The sequence below is a fragment of the Streptomyces sp. NPDC001231 genome, assembly GCF_042896885.1.
Classification (GTDB): Bacteria; Actinomycetota; Actinomycetes; order Streptomycetales; family Streptomycetaceae; genus Streptomyces.
On record NZ_JBIAXS010000021.1, the window covers coordinates 91,841 to 106,134 of the forward strand.

General features: G+C 71.4%; 16 protein-coding genes. 12 read left to right on the plus strand and 4 right to left on the minus strand.

The annotated features are described in order from the left end of the window. Positions 1-29: 29 nt before the first annotated feature. On the minus strand, positions 30-497 hold the full coding sequence (locus ACFY3J_RS24845; RefSeq protein WP_390841769.1) for an RDD family protein: 468 nt from the start codon (positions 495-497) through the stop codon (positions 30-32). Positions 498-705: 208 nt separating this feature from the next. Between ACFY3J_RS24845 and glnA the strand changes: the two genes are divergently transcribed. Beyond that, positions 706-2,115 (plus strand): type I glutamate--ammonia ligase, encoded by a 1,410-nt coding sequence (gene glnA / locus ACFY3J_RS24850; RefSeq protein WP_384187344.1) that lies wholly within the window; start codon positions 706-708, stop codon positions 2,113-2,115. Positions 2,116-2,202: 87 nt separating this feature from the next. On the opposite strand, the gene ACFY3J_RS24855 is transcribed toward glnA, so the two are convergent. Next, positions 2,203-2,484 (minus strand): hypothetical protein, encoded by a 282-nt coding sequence (locus ACFY3J_RS24855; protein WP_384174046.1) that lies wholly within the window; start codon positions 2,482-2,484, stop codon positions 2,203-2,205. A 372-nt stretch (positions 2,485-2,856) separates the two neighbouring features. Between ACFY3J_RS24855 and ACFY3J_RS24860 the strand changes: the two genes are divergently transcribed. From ACFY3J_RS24860 to ACFY3J_RS24875, 4 genes are all read left to right on the plus strand, one after another. Further along, entirely contained in the window at positions 2,857-3,114 is a 258-nt protein-coding gene (locus ACFY3J_RS24860; RefSeq protein ID WP_384174043.1) for a hypothetical protein, read from the plus strand. Positions 3,115-3,303: 189 nt separating this feature from the next. Then, on the plus strand, positions 3,304-4,227 hold the full coding sequence (htpX, locus tag ACFY3J_RS24865; RefSeq protein ID WP_384174040.1) for a zinc metalloprotease HtpX: 924 nt from the start codon (positions 3,304-3,306) through the stop codon (positions 4,225-4,227). Between the two features lie 2 nt (positions 4,228-4,229). Next, positions 4,230-4,814: a hypothetical protein gene (locus ACFY3J_RS24870; protein WP_390841770.1), complete on the plus strand. Its 585-nt coding sequence runs from the start codon at positions 4,230-4,232 to the stop codon at positions 4,812-4,814. 121 nt (positions 4,815-4,935) lie between these two features. Continuing rightward, positions 4,936-6,120, plus strand: a complete 1,185-nt coding sequence (locus ACFY3J_RS24875; protein WP_390841771.1) for a winged helix DNA-binding domain-containing protein — start codon at positions 4,936-4,938, stop codon at positions 6,118-6,120. A gap of 58 nt (positions 6,121-6,178) precedes the next feature. On the opposite strand, the gene ACFY3J_RS24880 is transcribed toward ACFY3J_RS24875, so the two are convergent. Next, positions 6,179-6,493, minus strand: a complete 315-nt coding sequence (locus ACFY3J_RS24880) for a hypothetical protein (protein ID WP_384174031.1) — start codon at positions 6,491-6,493, stop codon at positions 6,179-6,181. A 256-nt stretch (positions 6,494-6,749) separates the two neighbouring features. On the opposite strand from ACFY3J_RS24880, the gene ACFY3J_RS24885 reads away from it, so the two are divergent. The 6 genes from ACFY3J_RS24885 (at position 6,750) to ACFY3J_RS24910 (ending at position 13,068) form a co-directional block, all read left to right on the plus strand. Continuing rightward, positions 6,750-7,112, plus strand: a complete 363-nt coding sequence (locus tag ACFY3J_RS24885; RefSeq protein WP_384174028.1) for an arsenate reductase family protein — start codon at positions 6,750-6,752, stop codon at positions 7,110-7,112. A gap of 139 nt (positions 7,113-7,251) precedes the next feature. Beyond that, positions 7,252-7,965 carry a hypothetical protein gene (locus ACFY3J_RS24890; RefSeq protein ID WP_384174025.1) on the plus strand — a complete coding sequence of 238 codons (714 nt, stop codon included), beginning with the start codon at positions 7,252-7,254 and terminating at the stop codon, positions 7,963-7,965. A 231-nt stretch (positions 7,966-8,196) separates the two neighbouring features. Further along, on the plus strand, positions 8,197-9,234 hold the full coding sequence (gene glnII, locus ACFY3J_RS24895; RefSeq protein WP_384174022.1) for a glutamine synthetase: 1,038 nt from the start codon (positions 8,197-8,199) through the stop codon (positions 9,232-9,234). Positions 9,235-9,589: 355 nt separating this feature from the next. Next, positions 9,590-10,210: a winged helix-turn-helix domain-containing protein gene (locus ACFY3J_RS24900; RefSeq protein WP_390841772.1), complete on the plus strand. Its 621-nt coding sequence runs from the start codon at positions 9,590-9,592 to the stop codon at positions 10,208-10,210. 59 nt (positions 10,211-10,269) lie between these two features. Beyond that, positions 10,270-11,262 (plus strand): NAD-dependent epimerase/dehydratase family protein, encoded by a 993-nt coding sequence (locus ACFY3J_RS24905; protein WP_384174017.1) that lies wholly within the window; start codon positions 10,270-10,272, stop codon positions 11,260-11,262. Positions 11,263-11,472: 210 nt separating this feature from the next. Further along, on the plus strand, positions 11,473-13,068 hold the full coding sequence (locus ACFY3J_RS24910; RefSeq protein ID WP_384174014.1) for a DUF1996 domain-containing protein: 1,596 nt from the start codon (positions 11,473-11,475) through the stop codon (positions 13,066-13,068). A gap of 103 nt (positions 13,069-13,171) precedes the next feature. On the opposite strand, the gene ACFY3J_RS24915 is transcribed toward ACFY3J_RS24910, so the two are convergent. Next, complete coding sequence (locus tag ACFY3J_RS24915; protein WP_384174011.1) at positions 13,172-13,612, minus strand: hypothetical protein; 441 nt, start codon at positions 13,610-13,612, stop codon at positions 13,172-13,174. A gap of 157 nt (positions 13,613-13,769) precedes the next feature. Here ACFY3J_RS24915 and ACFY3J_RS24920 point away from each other — a divergent pair, with 157 nt between their 5' ends. After that, positions 13,770-14,270 carry a tetratricopeptide repeat protein gene (locus ACFY3J_RS24920; RefSeq protein ID WP_384174008.1) on the plus strand — a complete coding sequence of 167 codons (501 nt, stop codon included), beginning with the start codon at positions 13,770-13,772 and terminating at the stop codon, positions 14,268-14,270. The last annotated feature ends 24 nt before the right edge of the window (positions 14,271-14,294 follow it).

Genomic DNA, 14,294 nt, shown 5'->3' on the forward strand with positions numbered 1-14,294 from the left:
TCACCGGATCCCGCGGCCGGATCCCGCGGTCAGATCCGCACCTCCACCGTGCCCGCCAGCCGGTCGTGCAGGCCGCGGCCGTCGCGGTCCCAGATCAGAGCGGGAACGGCCAGGCACAGCAGGACCGTGCGCAGCAGGGCGCGCAGCGGCTGCACCCGGCCGGTGGCGAGGGCGACGACACGCAGGCCGAACAGGCGCTTGCCGGGCGTGAAGCCGATCGTGCCGACGGTGAGGATGTCCAGCGCCAGGAAGATGAGCAGCGCCCAGTTGCTCGTGGCCTGGTAGTAGCCGTGCGTGATCAGGCCGTAGGCGATCCACAGGCACAGCGCCCAGTCGACGGCCAGAGCGCCGAGCCGCCGTCCCGGACCGGCGATCGAGCCGGGCCCCTCCTCCGGCAGCCCCAGCTGCTGGCCCCGGTAGCCGAAGTCCGCGCCGGCGTCCTCCAGGGCCGCGCGCGGCCCGGACAGCCATGATCCCATTGCTTGCCTGTTGTCCACCCGACCACCGTACTGCGACGCTGGAATCAGGGGGGTCGGCGGGGTGTCCGCGACCGTGACCGCCACCCCAGCCGGTTAACTTCTGCGAAACAAATGGGTCACGCCCGGGAAATCACCCGTCCCTAGGGTCGAGCCCAGCGTGTGCCACCGCACCGGCCGCACAACGATCTACCACCCCGGCGGGACGGTCGGGAGTAGGAGGAGCTGGATGTTCCAGAACGCCGACGAGGCCAAGAAGTACATCGCGGACGAGGACGTCAAGTTCATCGATGTCCGCTTCTGCGACCTGCCGGGCGTCATGCAGCACTTCACGTTGCCCGCCGAGGCGTTCGACCCCGACGAGGAGCAGGCGTTCGACGGGTCCTCGATCCGTGGCTTCCAGGCCATCCACGAGTCCGACATGTCCCTGCGGGCCGACCTGTCCACCGCGCGTGTGGACCCGTTCCGCCGGGACAAGACCGTCAACATCAACTTCTTCATCCACGACCCGATCACCGGCGAGCAGTACTCCCGTGACCCGCGCAACGTGGCGAGGAAGGCCGAGGCGTACCTCGCGTCCACCGGGATCGCCGACACCGCGTTCTTCGGTCCCGAGGCGGAGTTCTACGTCTTCGACAACGTCCGCTTCCGGACCGCCGAGAACGAGTCCTTCTACCACATCGACTCCGAGGCGGGCGCCTGGAACACCGGCGCGCTGGAGGACAACCGCGGCTACAAGGTCCGCTACAAGGGCGGCTACTTCCCGGTCCCGCCGGTCGACCACTTCGCCGACCTGCGCGCGGAGATCTCCCTGGAGCTGGCGAAGAACGGTCTGAAGGTGGAGCGCCAGCACCACGAGGTGGGCACCGCCGGCCAGGCCGAGATCAACTACAAGTTCAACACGCTGCTCGCCGCCGCCGACGACCTCCAGCTCTTCAAGTACATCGTGAAGAACGTCGCCTGGCGCAACGGCAAGACGGCCACCTTCATGCCGAAGCCGATCTTCGGTGACAACGGCTCCGGCATGCACGTGCACCAGTCGCTGTGGAGCAACGGCGAGCCGCTCTTCTACGACGAGGCCGGCTACGCGGGCCTGTCGGACACCGCCCGTTACTACATCGGCGGCATCCTCAGGCACGCCCCGGCGCTGCTCGCCTTCACCAACCCGACGGTGAACTCGTACCACCGTCTGGTGCCGGGCTTCGAGGCCCCGGTGAACCTGGTGTACTCGCAGCGCAACCGCTCCGCCGCGATGCGCATCCCGATCACCGGCTCCAACCCGAAGGCCAAGCGCGTGGAGTTCCGCGCGCCGGACTCCTCGGGCAACCCGTACCTGGCCTTCTCGGCGCTGCTGCTCGCGGGCCTGGACGGCATCAAGAACAAGATCGAGCCGGCCGAGCCGATCGACAAGGACCTGTACGAGCTGGCCCCCGAGGAGCACGCCAACGTCGCCCAGGTCCCGACCTCGCTGGAGGCCGTCCTTCAGGCCCTGGAGGACGACCACGAGTTCCTGCTCCAGGGCGACGTCTTCACGTCCGACCTGATCGAGACGTGGGTCGACTTCAAGCGCACGAACGAGATCGCCCCGCTCCAGCTGCGCCCGCACCCGCACGAGTTCGAGCTGTACTTCGACGTGTGATCGGCGTCTGCGGCGTCTGATCGGCAGGGCGTCATGGTGAGGGCCGCCCCCCGGGAACCGGGGGGCGGCCCTTGGCCGTGTTGCCCGTCAGCGGACCACGACCACCACCGTGCCGCCGCCGAAGCCGTACCCGTAGCCGCCGAAGCCGTAGCCGCCGTAGCCCCCGAAGCCGCCGTAGCCGGGGCCGAAGAAGCCGCCGCGGCCGTAACCGCCGCACCAGCGGGACCACCAGCCGCAACCGCCACCGTGGTTGACGCTGGTGGAGACGGTGGAGAGATGGGCCGGAGTCGTGGCCGGGGTCGCTGCCGAGGCCGTGCCCGCCGCGCCGAGGGCGGTGCCGGCCGCCATCAGAACGCCGACTGCGGACATTGTGAGGAGACGCCTTGCACGCTGTGCTTTCATGGAAATACCTTCCTTTCCACCCCCTCGTGCGTTTTCGGGCACGAGAAGAAGGGCCGCGGCCGCAGCCGGAAAGGGTTCGGCGGCGCGGTCGTAGGAGTTGGCGCGAGTACAGGCGGGGGGCTCGCGCGGTCGCGCTGTCAGCCCCGTGAGCAGGGTCTTCGGCCGACGCCGGGCCTGTTCCCGGACCGCCGCCCTCACCCATAGAGGCTAGCTTCCCGGCGAGCACACAGCATCTCGAGCGATCGCCTCACAGTGACGATCGCTTCACAGCACTCCCGCAGTCAGGGGATGATTCCTCGTCGGCATCAAGGACGGATAAGGACCAGAGAGGTAACGGGGATGACCGAGCACGACGACCTTGAGCGGGAGTTCGATCATCGGTGGGCGCGCGCCGCCGAGCACAAGGAGCCGTCCGCCCGTGCCCGTATGCTCGCCGCGCGGTGGAAGCACAGTCCGCCGGGGCCGGTCCCGTTCCGCGCCGACCCGGACCCGGTCGCACCGCGCCGCTCCTCGTGGATATCCACGGTCGTGGTCCTCGGCTGCGTCGCCGCGGTGATCGTGCTGCTCGGGTACGCGCAGACGCACGGCCGCCTCTGAGTCCTCCAAGGTCTTCTGAGGGGCCTCCGATTCTTCCGAGGCCGGGGAGGCCGCTCGCGCTCACCCCGCGCGCACGCGGACTCACAGGCGGCTTTTGCCCCTCCTGGAGCCGATCAAGACCGCTTCATGGGCATCCGCAGGTGCACACTGGATGGCGGGACGAGTGCCTTGACTGCGGGGTGATGCAAGATGCAGAGCCGCTTCCGGAGCGACCGACGGCTGACCGTGCGCATGGGGGTCACGCTGTTCCTGCTCGGGCTGCTGTACGTGGCGTTCGTGGCCGTACTGATCGTGCTGCTGAAGTCCTGGGTGCTGGTCGTGGTGATCGCGGCCGGCGCGCTCGCCGCCCAGTACTGGTTCTCCGACCGGATCGCCCTGTTCGCCATGCACGGCCGGGTGGTGGAGCGGGAGGAGTATCCCGAGCTGCACGCGGTGGTCGACCGGCTGTGCGCCATGGCGGACATGCCCAAGCCGACCGTCGCCGTGTCCACCATGGACATGCCGAACGCGTTCGCGACCGGGCGGAACCCGGACAACGCCGTGGTCTGCGTGACCACGGGGCTGCTGCGGCGGCTGGAACCGGCCGAGCTGGAGGGCGTGCTCGCGCACGAGCTGTCGCACGTGGCGCACAAGGACGTCGCAGTGATCACGGTGGCCTCGTTCCTCGGGGTGGTCGCGGGCCTGGTCGTACGCTTCGCCTTCTACTCGGAGCTGTTCGGCGGGCGCGGGCGCAAGGACCAGAACACCCTCGCCCTGTTCGCCATGGTGATGGGCGTCTCGGCGGCCGTGTACGCGATCAGCTTCCTGCTGATCCGGGCGCTGTCGCGGTACCGGGAGCTGGCCGCGGACCGCGCGGCGGCGCTGCTGACCGGACGGCCCTCGGCGCTGGCCGCCGCGCTCACCAAGGTGACCGGTGACATCGGGCGGATCCCGTCCGAGGACCTGCGCACCGCACAGGCCTTCAACGCCTTCTACTTCACGCCGGCGCTGGGCTCCGAGCCCGGCATCTCCCGGCTGTTCTCCACCCACCCGAGCCTGGAGCGGCGGCTGGAGCAGCTGGCGCAGATCTCCACCGAGCTGGGCGAGGCCGCGACACCGGGGAAGGCGGGCTGAGGATGGGGCTCCTGGACATTCTGCTCGGCCGTACCAAACCCGCCCTGCCCGACCTGGACCAGCTGTTCGCGCTGCCGTCGGCGGCCATCACCCTTCAGGCGGCGGCCGGCCTCACCCCGACCGGGCAGGGTGCGGTGTGCTTCGCCACGGTCGAGGGCGCCGCCTTCGAGCAGACGCACCGCGAGGTCCAGGCCCTGCTGGACGCCGACGCCGACCGCGGGGGGCCGCCCGTGGAGCTGTCCCAGGACTCCTACGGCTACTCCTGGCTGGTCTCCCGCCGCACCCCCGACCAGCTGCCGGAGCTGGTCAACGACCTGCACGCGGTGAACAGCGCGATGGAGGTCAACGGCTTCGGCCCGCAACTCCTGTGCTCCCTGGCCGGCTTCCACGACGACGCCGACCGGCGGCTGGCGCTGGTGTACCTGTACAAGCGGGGCACCTTCTACCCGTTCGCCCCACTGGCCGGCCAGGCGCAGCGGCGCGACAACCCGCTGGAACTCCGGGTGAAGGCGGCCCTGGCCGACGATCTGCGCATCGAGCCGGACCTGAGCCGCTGGTTCCCGGTGTGGGGCGCCCCCGGCCTGTGAGCGAGGTCTGTGAGCGACCCCGCGGGGCCCCTTGGGCCCCCGCGGACCTCCTCAGCACGGGGGCCCGGTGTCAGTGGTGTCGGGCAGGATGCCGTCAGGCACTACTACGGGCGGAGGTCTCATGGGCGGAGAGCCCCGGTACATCGACGTGGCGGAGCGGCGGGCCAGGCTGGCCCTGCGGCACCGGCTGGCCGCCGGGACGCGGGCGGGGACGCCGGAGGAGGTGGCTCGGGCGCTGGTGGCACTGCACGGAACGGACCCGGCGACGGTGTACCTGGGCGTGGGCGCCCGCCTGGCGGAACCCGCCGGGACGGTGCCGCAGACCGAGCGCGCGCTGTACGAGGACCGCACGCTGGTGCGGATGCACGGCATGCGGCACACCGTCTTCGTCTTCCCGGCGGAGCTGACCGCCGTCGTCCACGCCTCGACCGGCATCGCCGTCGCCGCCCGCGCCCGTGCCGCCCTGATCAAGGACATGGCGAAGGCGGGCGCGCCGGACGCGGCCTGGCTGAAGGAGGTCGAGGAGTCGGCCCTGGCCGCGCTGGCCCGCCGGGGGCAGGCCACGGCCACCGAGCTCGCCCAGGACGAGCCGCGGCTGCGGGAGCAGTTCGCGTACGCGGCCGGGAAGAGCTACGAGGGCGTGCACACGGTCTCCTCACGGCTGCTGCGCGTCCTGGGCGTGGAGGGCAAGGTGGTCCGGGGTCGGCCGCTCGGCTCCTGGACGTCCACGCAGTTCCGCTGGGCCCTCGCACCCGAGCATCCCGAGCTGGACGTCGCCGGCGCCCAGCGCGACCTGCTGCCCCGCTGGCTCGCGGCCTGCGGCCCGGCGACCGAGGCCGACCTGAAGTGGTGGACGGGATGGCGGGTGACGGACGTGCGGCGGGCGCTGGCCGCGGCGGGGGCACGCGAGGTGAGGGTGGACGAGGGCACGGCGTACGTCACCGAGGACGACGTCGCCCCGGTGGCCGGCCCGGCCGAACCGTGGGCGGCCCTGCTGCCGGGCCTCGACCCCACGGCGATGGGCTGGCAGCAGCGGGACTGGTACCTCGCGCCCGGCCTGCGGCCGGCCCTGTTCGACGGCAGCGGAAACGTCGGCCCGACGGTGTGGTGGAACGGCCGGGTCGTCGGAGCCTGGGCCCAGCGCCCCGACGGCGAGATCGTCTGGCGGATCCTGGACCGGGAAGGGGTGGGCGCGGACGCGGAGGCGGCGATCGCCCGGCAGGCGCGGGAGCTGGGGAGCCGGCTCGGCCCGACACGGGTCACACCGCGCTTCCGCACACCGCTGGAGAAGGAACTGGCGGCGTAGGCGGTGACGTGGGCGGGGCCGGGCACCCCGCGGGCGCGGGGTGCCCGGCGTCACGGGGTCAGCGCGAGTACCGCATCAGCGCCCGCACCATGTGACACGTCGTGTTCGACGGCGGGTGCACTCCGATGAGTTCGGCGATGGAGCGGATCGTCTCGTCGCGGGCCTGGTGCGGCATGTGGACGCCCGAGTCGAGCAGGGCGATGGCGAGCCGCATCGCCTTCAGACGGCGGTTGTGGATGACGTACCACTCACGCGGACGCCCCGGCGGCAACGGCCGCTTCGCCACGGGTTCGTAGGGAAGGTCGAGCAGGACGGGACGCTTCGCGGTGGACTGGGTCGGCAACGGCTTCGGCTTCAGTGCGGCAGCGGCCACAGGCATCCTCCTGTCGCGGTGGGAGCGCCGCGACGGAACCCCGGCGACGCTCTCGAACACTGCTTCAATTCTACTGCCCGGCACTGACAAAACCCCCTGGCCACAAGGGCTTTCGGGGCTGGAGTGACGCAGGCGGGAGACAGGTATCCACGGGTTTTCCGCGGCGGTTTCCCACGGTGGTTCCCGCATCCGTTTCCCGCGGGTCCCCGGGTCCTGGAGTCCATAGGGCCTTGGGCCCTTCGCGTACCGTGGCCGCATGGAGATCTGGATCAATCCGGCCTGCTCGAAGTGCCGCAGTGCCGTCGGGCTGCTCGATGCCGAGGGTGCCGAGTACACCGTGCGCCGCTATCTGGAGGACGTACCGACCGCGGAGGAGATCCGGGACGTGCTCGGGCGGCTGGGGCTCGAACCGTGGGACATCACGCGGACGCAGGAGGCCGTGGCGAAGGAGCTCGGGCTGAAGGACTGGCCGCGGGACGCCGGGGCGCGCGAGCGCTGGATCGCGGCGCTGGCCGAGCACCCGAAGCTGATCCAGCGTCCGATCATCACGGCCGACGACGGCACGGCGGTCGTGGCCCGGACCGAGGAAGCGGTGCGGGACGCGCTCGGACGCGGGTAGTGCCGCGTGGCCCCGCGCACGGCGCCGCCAACTCCCGCGTGACACAGGTCACTTCAACTGGCACCGCAACCGCTGAGTAACCTCGTTCGGCATCTCGTACCTAGCGGCGTACGCTCCCCCACCCCTTCAGGAGGCGCGCATGTCGCGTAGGCGCACTGTCAGCACGAAGAAGAAGGTCGCGCTGCTGGTCACGGCCGCGGCGGTGGCGGGCGGCGGGGCCTTCGCCCTGGCCGCCACGTCCAACGCCGCGCAGCCGGAGGCCCCGCGCACCCTGTCCGCCGCGGACTCGACGGTCTGTCAGGGGCTCGCCACCGCCCTCGGCAACAACCAGAAGTTCATCGACGGCCAGCGGGCCGCCCCGGACGCGCTGTCCGAGGCGCGGATCGCCAACCGCGAGGCGGTCATCGAGGAGATCAAGCGCAAGCAGGCCGCGTCCGGGTGCACGGTGGGGGAGTCGGCTCAGGACTCCCAGGCCGGGCAGCAGGGTCAGAACGGCCAGCAGGCGGGCCGGCAGAACGGCCAGGAAGCCGGTCAGCAGAACGGGCAGCAGGCCGGGCAGCAGGACGGTGCGGCCGGGAACGCCGGCGGCGACGTCTCGGCGTCCGGCCAGCAGGTGTGCCAGGGCTCCACCGTGACGCTCTCCGGCGAGGGCGGCGCACCGGCCGCGTCCAGCAACCAGTTCCCGGCGGGCACCACGTTGAAGGTCACCAACCTGGACAACAACAAGTCCACCACGGTGAAGGTCACGTCCGTCTCCGGCAGTTGCGTCCTGCTCAACGACGCGGCCTTCGAGGAGGTCCGGGAGCCGGGCAAGTTCCTGATCCGGCGCGCGGTGATCGAGAAGGTGGGCTGACACCCACCTCCACGGGTGAGGGCCTGCTCGCTCCCGGCCGGGAGCGAGCAGGCCCTCACCCGTACCGCGTGAACCGCGCCACAACGGCGCCGGGTAACACGGGGTTCACATTCGGGCAATGGCCGGGAAACCGCCCGTTGACAGGCTGCTGAACAGCCGCCGCGGCGCACCGTGCCGCGGCGCCGCGCCGCCCGTGGGCGCGCGCGAGTGAGACCCCGGAGGATAAGGCCCGTGACCTTCAAGGCTGAGTACATCTGGATCGACGGCACCGAGCCGACGGCCAAGCTGCGTTCCAAGACGAAGATCCTCGGCGACGACGTCAAGGGCGCCGAACTGCCGCTCTGGGGCTTCGACGGGTCCTCCACCAACCAGGCCGAGGGACGCACCTCCGACTGCGTCCTGAGGCCGGTCTTCTCCTGCCCGGACCCGATCCGCGGCGGCGACGACATCCTCGTGCTGTGCGAGGTCCTCGACATCACGCTCGCCCCGCACCCGTCCAACACGCGGACCGCGCTGGCCGAGGCCGCGGAGCGGTTCGCCGCGCAGGAGCCGGTCTTCGGCATCGAGCAGGAGTACACCTTCTTCGACGGCTCCCGCCCGCTCGGCTTCCCCGAGGGCGGCTTCCCGGCCCCGCAGGGCGGCTACTACTGCGGTGTCGGCGCCGACGAGATCTTCGGCCGGGAGATCGTCGAGGAGCACCTGGACAACTGCCTGACGGCGGGGCTCGGCATCTCGGGCATCAACGCCGAGGTCATGCCGGGCCAGTGGGAGTTCCAGGTCGGCCCGCTGTCCCCGCTCGAGGTCGCCGACCAGCTGTGGGTGGCCCGCTGGCTGCTCTACCGCACCGCCGAGGGCCACGGCATCTCCGCCACCCTCGACCCCAAGCCGGTCAAGGGCGACTGGAACGGCGCCGGCGCCCACACCAACTTCTCGACCAGGGCGATGCGCGAAGGTCCGGAGGGCTACGCCGCGATCATCACCGCGTGCGAGTCGCTCGGCGAGGGCTCCAGGCCGATGGACCACGTCAAGAACTACGGGGCCGGGATCGACGACCGCCTCACCGGCCTGCACGAGACCGCCCCGTGGGACGCGTACTCCTACGGCGTCGGCGACCGCGGTGCCTCGGTCCGCATCCCGTGGCAGGTCGAGCGGGACGGCAAGGGCTACATCGAGGACCGCCGGCCGAACGCCAACGTCGACCCGTACGTCGTCACGCGCCTGCTGATCGACACCTGCTGCACCGCCCTGGAGAAGGCCGGGCAGGTCTGATCCGAACGGGTGGCGCGGCCGCGGGGCGCCGGCTTCCCACCGGGGAGGTGTCCGCGCAGTGAGAAGGGGCGAGCAGAGGGTCCTGTCCGGACACGGTGTCTGCTTCAATGGGGGCATGGTCGGCTTCCGGAAGTGCGTCGCGACGAGTCGCGACGACCTGGAGCCGTTCTGGCCCTCCCGTCAGCACCACGACTTCGACCGGCTCTGTTGCCGCGCGCCGAGCGCGCGGGCCCGGTGAAGCCGTAACCCCGGCCTCCGGCCAGCGCGGAACGACGTACGTCCCCGACGCGCCCGACCACGAACTCGCGGCCGTCGGTCCCCCGACGAACCTCTCCCGCGAAAGAGCTGACCTGCCATGGCGACCACCCGTTCCCTGACCGACACCGCCCTTCCCACCCCCGTCCCCTCCCGCTCCCCCTCTTCCTCCCGCTCCCCCGCTTCCGTACGGCACCGGCTGCGGGCCGTGGACCGGGACGAGGTCGTGGAGATCGCCGATCTCCTGCCGCCCGGCGCCACCTGGCTGCCGGCTCCGCAGCACGCCCTGCCCAGGCTGCCGGGCCGGCCCCCGATGGTCGGCTACCTGGTGCTCGTACCCGCCGACCAGCAGCCGCCGTACCTGCCGGTGGCGGTGCCGGACCACCCGGAGGCCGGGACGGCCGGCGACACCGAGCCCGGTGCCGGCGACGCGTTCGTCCGCATCGACTCCGTACGGCGGATCGCGGAGGTGGACGGGCGCGAACTCGACCTCACCTACCTGGAGTTCGAGCTGCTCTCCCATCTCGTGGCCCACCCGCACCGGGTGCACACCCGCGACCAGTTGGTCACCACGGTGTGGGGCTACGGCCACGTGGGCGACGGCCGCACCGTCGACGTCCACATCGCCCGGCTGCGCCGCAAACTGGGCACCGAGCACCGCCGGACGATCCAGACCGTACGCCGCGTAGGCTACAAGTACGCTCCGCCGACCGGGCGTTGATCTCTGCCGAGGGCAGAATCCCGTTCCCTGCCACGGCCCTGACGGGCACAGTCACCGGTATGAGACTTCTGGTGCTGGGTGGTACGGAGTTCGCGGGGCGGGCCGTCGCCGAGGCGGCGGCCGGGCGCGGCTGGGATGTGACGGTCCTGAACCGGGGGCGGCACGCGCCCGTTCCCGGGGTGCGGTCGCTGCACGGCGACCGCACCGCGCCCGACGGGCTCGCGGCCCTGACGGACGGCGCGTGGGACGCGGTCGTCGACACCTGGTCGGCCGCGCCCCGCGCGGTCCGGGACGCGGCGCGGCTGCTGCGGGACCGCGCCGGCCGGTACGTGTACGTGTCGACCTGCTCGGTGTACGCCTGGGCCCCGCCCGCCGGCTACACCGAGGCGGCGCCGCTGGTCGAGGGCGCCGAGGCCGGCGCCGAGCAGACGGACTACCCGCACGACAAGCGGGGCGCCGAACTGGCCGCGGTGGAGGCCTTCGGAGCCGACCGCTCGGTGCTCGTACGGGCCGGGCTGATCCTCGGGCCGCACGAGAACATCGGGCGGCTGCCGTGGTGGCTGAACCGGATCGCGCGGGGCGGCCCCGTGCTGGCGCCCGGTCCGCGGGACCTGCCCCTTCAGTACATCGACGTCCGCGATCTCGCCGCGTGGATCCTCGGCGCGGTGGAGCGGGAGCTGAGCGGGCCGTACAACATGATCAGCCCGCGGGGGCACGCGACGATGGGCGAGCTGCTGGAGGCCTGCGTGCGGGCCACCGGCGCCGACGCCGAGCTGCGCTGGACCGATCCGGAGACGATTCTCGCCGCGGGCATCGAACCCTGGACGCAGCTGCCGGTGTGGACGCCACCGGGCAGCGAGGGCCACGACGCGCTGCACGGCGCCGATGTCGGCCGGGCCCTCGCGACCGGTCTGCGCTGCCGTCCCGTGGACGAGACGGTCGCGGACACCTGGACCTGGCTCCAGGGCCTGGGCGGTACGGCGCCCCGGCGGCCGGACCGACCTCCGGTCGGTGTGGACCCGGCCCTGGAGGCGAAGGTGCTCGGACTGTAGGCGGTCCACGGGCCGAAGAGGCCCGGGTCTCAGCCGGTGTTGTCGCAACTGCCGGTGGAAAAGCGGCAGTTGCGACCCGATCGACCCACGGATCGCGAATGAATTCGTGGGTCGGCTGAACACCTCCGGGACCGTGTCCGTATCCATGGGAGCCGCTTCACTCCTGTCGGGCGCCTCGATGCTGCCCCGCAAGGAAGTCAGAGGAGTTCCATGGGACGCAACACACGCAAACGCCGAATGCCGCTGGCCACCAAGGCCATAGCCGGGGCGGCGGCCCTAGCGCTCGGTGGGGGCGGGCTTGTCTGGGCGAACTACTACGCATCCGCGCACGAGTCGAAGAACGACGCGTGGGGAGGCAACCGGACGAAGGCCGTCAACGCGCAGGTCGTGACGATCAAGTGCCCTGACGTCGGCCAGCAGCTCACCGCCGTGCCGGAGCAGGCCCGTGGAGAGGTGGACGGCGAACTCGCCACACTCGACCAGCAGATCACCGAGGCCTACCAGCGGCTGGCCACCACGCGCGACGCGCAGACCAGGGACGCGAGCTTCGTCCAGAACGCCATCCTTGGCCCGCTGAAGGACCGGCGGAAGGTGATCCTCGACCGGATCAAGCTGGAGATCAACCGGGCCGGCGGCCAGGCCCCCGGCAACCTGGACGACATGGCGCCCTGCACCGGCACCCCCGTCGAGCAGAACCAGACGGACGCGGGCGGCGCCGAGGGCGGTCAGGACAACGGGCAGAACGACGGCCAGGACGACGGGCAGCAGGGCGACAACGGCGGCCAGAACGACGGCGGTCAGGACAACGGCGGCCAGAACGACGGCGGCCAGAACGACGGCGGTCAGCAGGGCGGCGACGACGGGCAGCAGGGCATCGGCGGTCAGGCCGGAAACGGCCCGGTCGCCGCGGACTTCGTGGACATCACCACCGTCCAGCCCAACGTCAAGGCCAAGCCGCGCAAGAGCCGCAACGCCTCGAACGGCACCTTCACCACGCGCTGCGGTGTGAACGCCAACGGCAACCACAACACCGACAACGTGATCGTGGCCCCGGGTGTGGCCAACGGCGCCCACCACCTGCACGACTACGTCGGCAACCAGAAGATCGACGCGTTCGCGAGCAACGACACGTTCCTCCAGGGCGGCACGAGCTGCCAGAACAAGAACGACCTGTCGTCGTACTACTGGCCGGTGGTCCGGGTCCAGGACGGCTCGCAGGACTTCGACCAGGACGCGGACGGCGGTGGCAAGGAGGGCAACGTCGGCCGGATCCTGAAGCCCCTCCAGGCGCAGATCAAGTACGTCGGCAGCCCGACCGGCAAGGTCGTCGCCATGCCGCAGTTCCTGCGCATCATCACCGGTGACGCCAAGACCACGACCAACGGTCTGGCCAACGCCAACGCGCACTGGAGCTGCACCGGCTTCGAGAACAAGGTCCAGCTGACGGAGCAGTACCCGATCTGCCCGCAGGGCAGCAAGATGGTCCGCACGTTCGCCTTCCAGAGCTGCTGGGACGGGCAGAACACCGACAGCGCCAACCACCGTACGCACATCGCCTTCGCCGACGAGCGCGGCAACTGCCCCAGCGGCTTCAAGGCCATCCCGCAGCTGACGATGCGCCTGGTCTACGACGTGCCGCGGCCGACCGTCGAGAACGGCGTGGTGAAGAACGCCTACGCGGTCGACGGCTTCCCGGAGCAGCTGCACAAGGCGGCCACCGACCACGACGACTTCATCAACATCACGACCGGCGGCCTGGCGAACAAGATCGCCAACTGCCTCAACTCGGGCCGGAACTGCAAGTGACGCCCTGATCCGGTGACACTGGACCGGTGACCTCTTGAAGAAGGCCGGCGGCGGGAGATCCCGCCGCCGGCCTTCGCCGTGTGTGCCCGTGAGTGGGGGCCGCTCAGCCGCTGTGCGCGCCGTGGGCGCCGTGGGCGCTGTGGGCGCTGTGGGCGCTGTGGTCCTTGCCCGTCTCCACGTCACCGCCGAGGGTGGCGCGCAGATTGGTGACCACGCCGCTGTCGCCGACGGCGACCCACTTGCGGCCTACGAGGTAGGAGCCGCCGTAGTCCTTCGCGTCGTCGATCCACTCCCGCTGGCCGCGGTCGGTGGCGAAAGTGGCGAGGACGAACTTGCCGGTGGAGTTGGTGCAGATCGCCTGCCGGATGGTGTCGGCGTCGGTCTGCATGTCCGGCTCGCACTTCACCTCGGCGGCCAGGCTCTCCAGGCTGCCGGTCGCCGTCGGCGGCACCTTCGCCGCCGCACCGTCACCGGAGCCGCACCCCGTCAGCGCCAGTGCCGCCGCGGCACCGGCCACCGCGAGCATCGGTCGGGTCACCCTCATCTGTTCCTCCGGTCGCTTCCGGCACTCCGTTCCCGGCGGCACGAGCCACAAGCATGCCGCACCGGGCCCCGGCGGGGGCCGCCCTTCGATACGGCTCCGGCGCGCAGAGCGCTCAATCGGGTGGACGCCACCTGCACGCGCGTGCGAGCGTGAGCCGGTGAACCAGGACTGGGAAGACCGCGTGGCCGCCGCCTGGGCCCGCTTCGACGACTACTCCGAGGACGAGGCACCCGCGTTCCGGGCGCGGATCGACGCGCTCGTCGCCGAACTGCCGGACGGCAGCCCGCTCGGCCCGTTCGAGCAGGCCTGTGCCTGGGACTCCACCGGCCACTCGGACCGGGCGGTGCCGCTCTACCGGGAGGCACTGGCGCGCGGACTGAGCGGCTACCGGGGCCGCCGGACCAGGATCCAACTGGCAAGCTCACTGCGGAACATCGGTCATCCGGAAGAGGGCGTCAAGCTGCTTACGCCCGAACTGGACGCGCCCTCGGACGAGTTGGACGACGCCATCCGGGCGTGTCTGGCGCTGTGCCTGTCCAGTCTCGGCCGTGACCGCGAGGGTCTGTCCCTCGTCCTCGGAGCCCTCGCGCCCCATCTGCCCCGCTACCAGCGCTCGATGGCGAACTACGCCCGGCTGCTGGTCGAGCCGGAGGGCTGAGACCGCCGGGCGGCGGTGTGACCA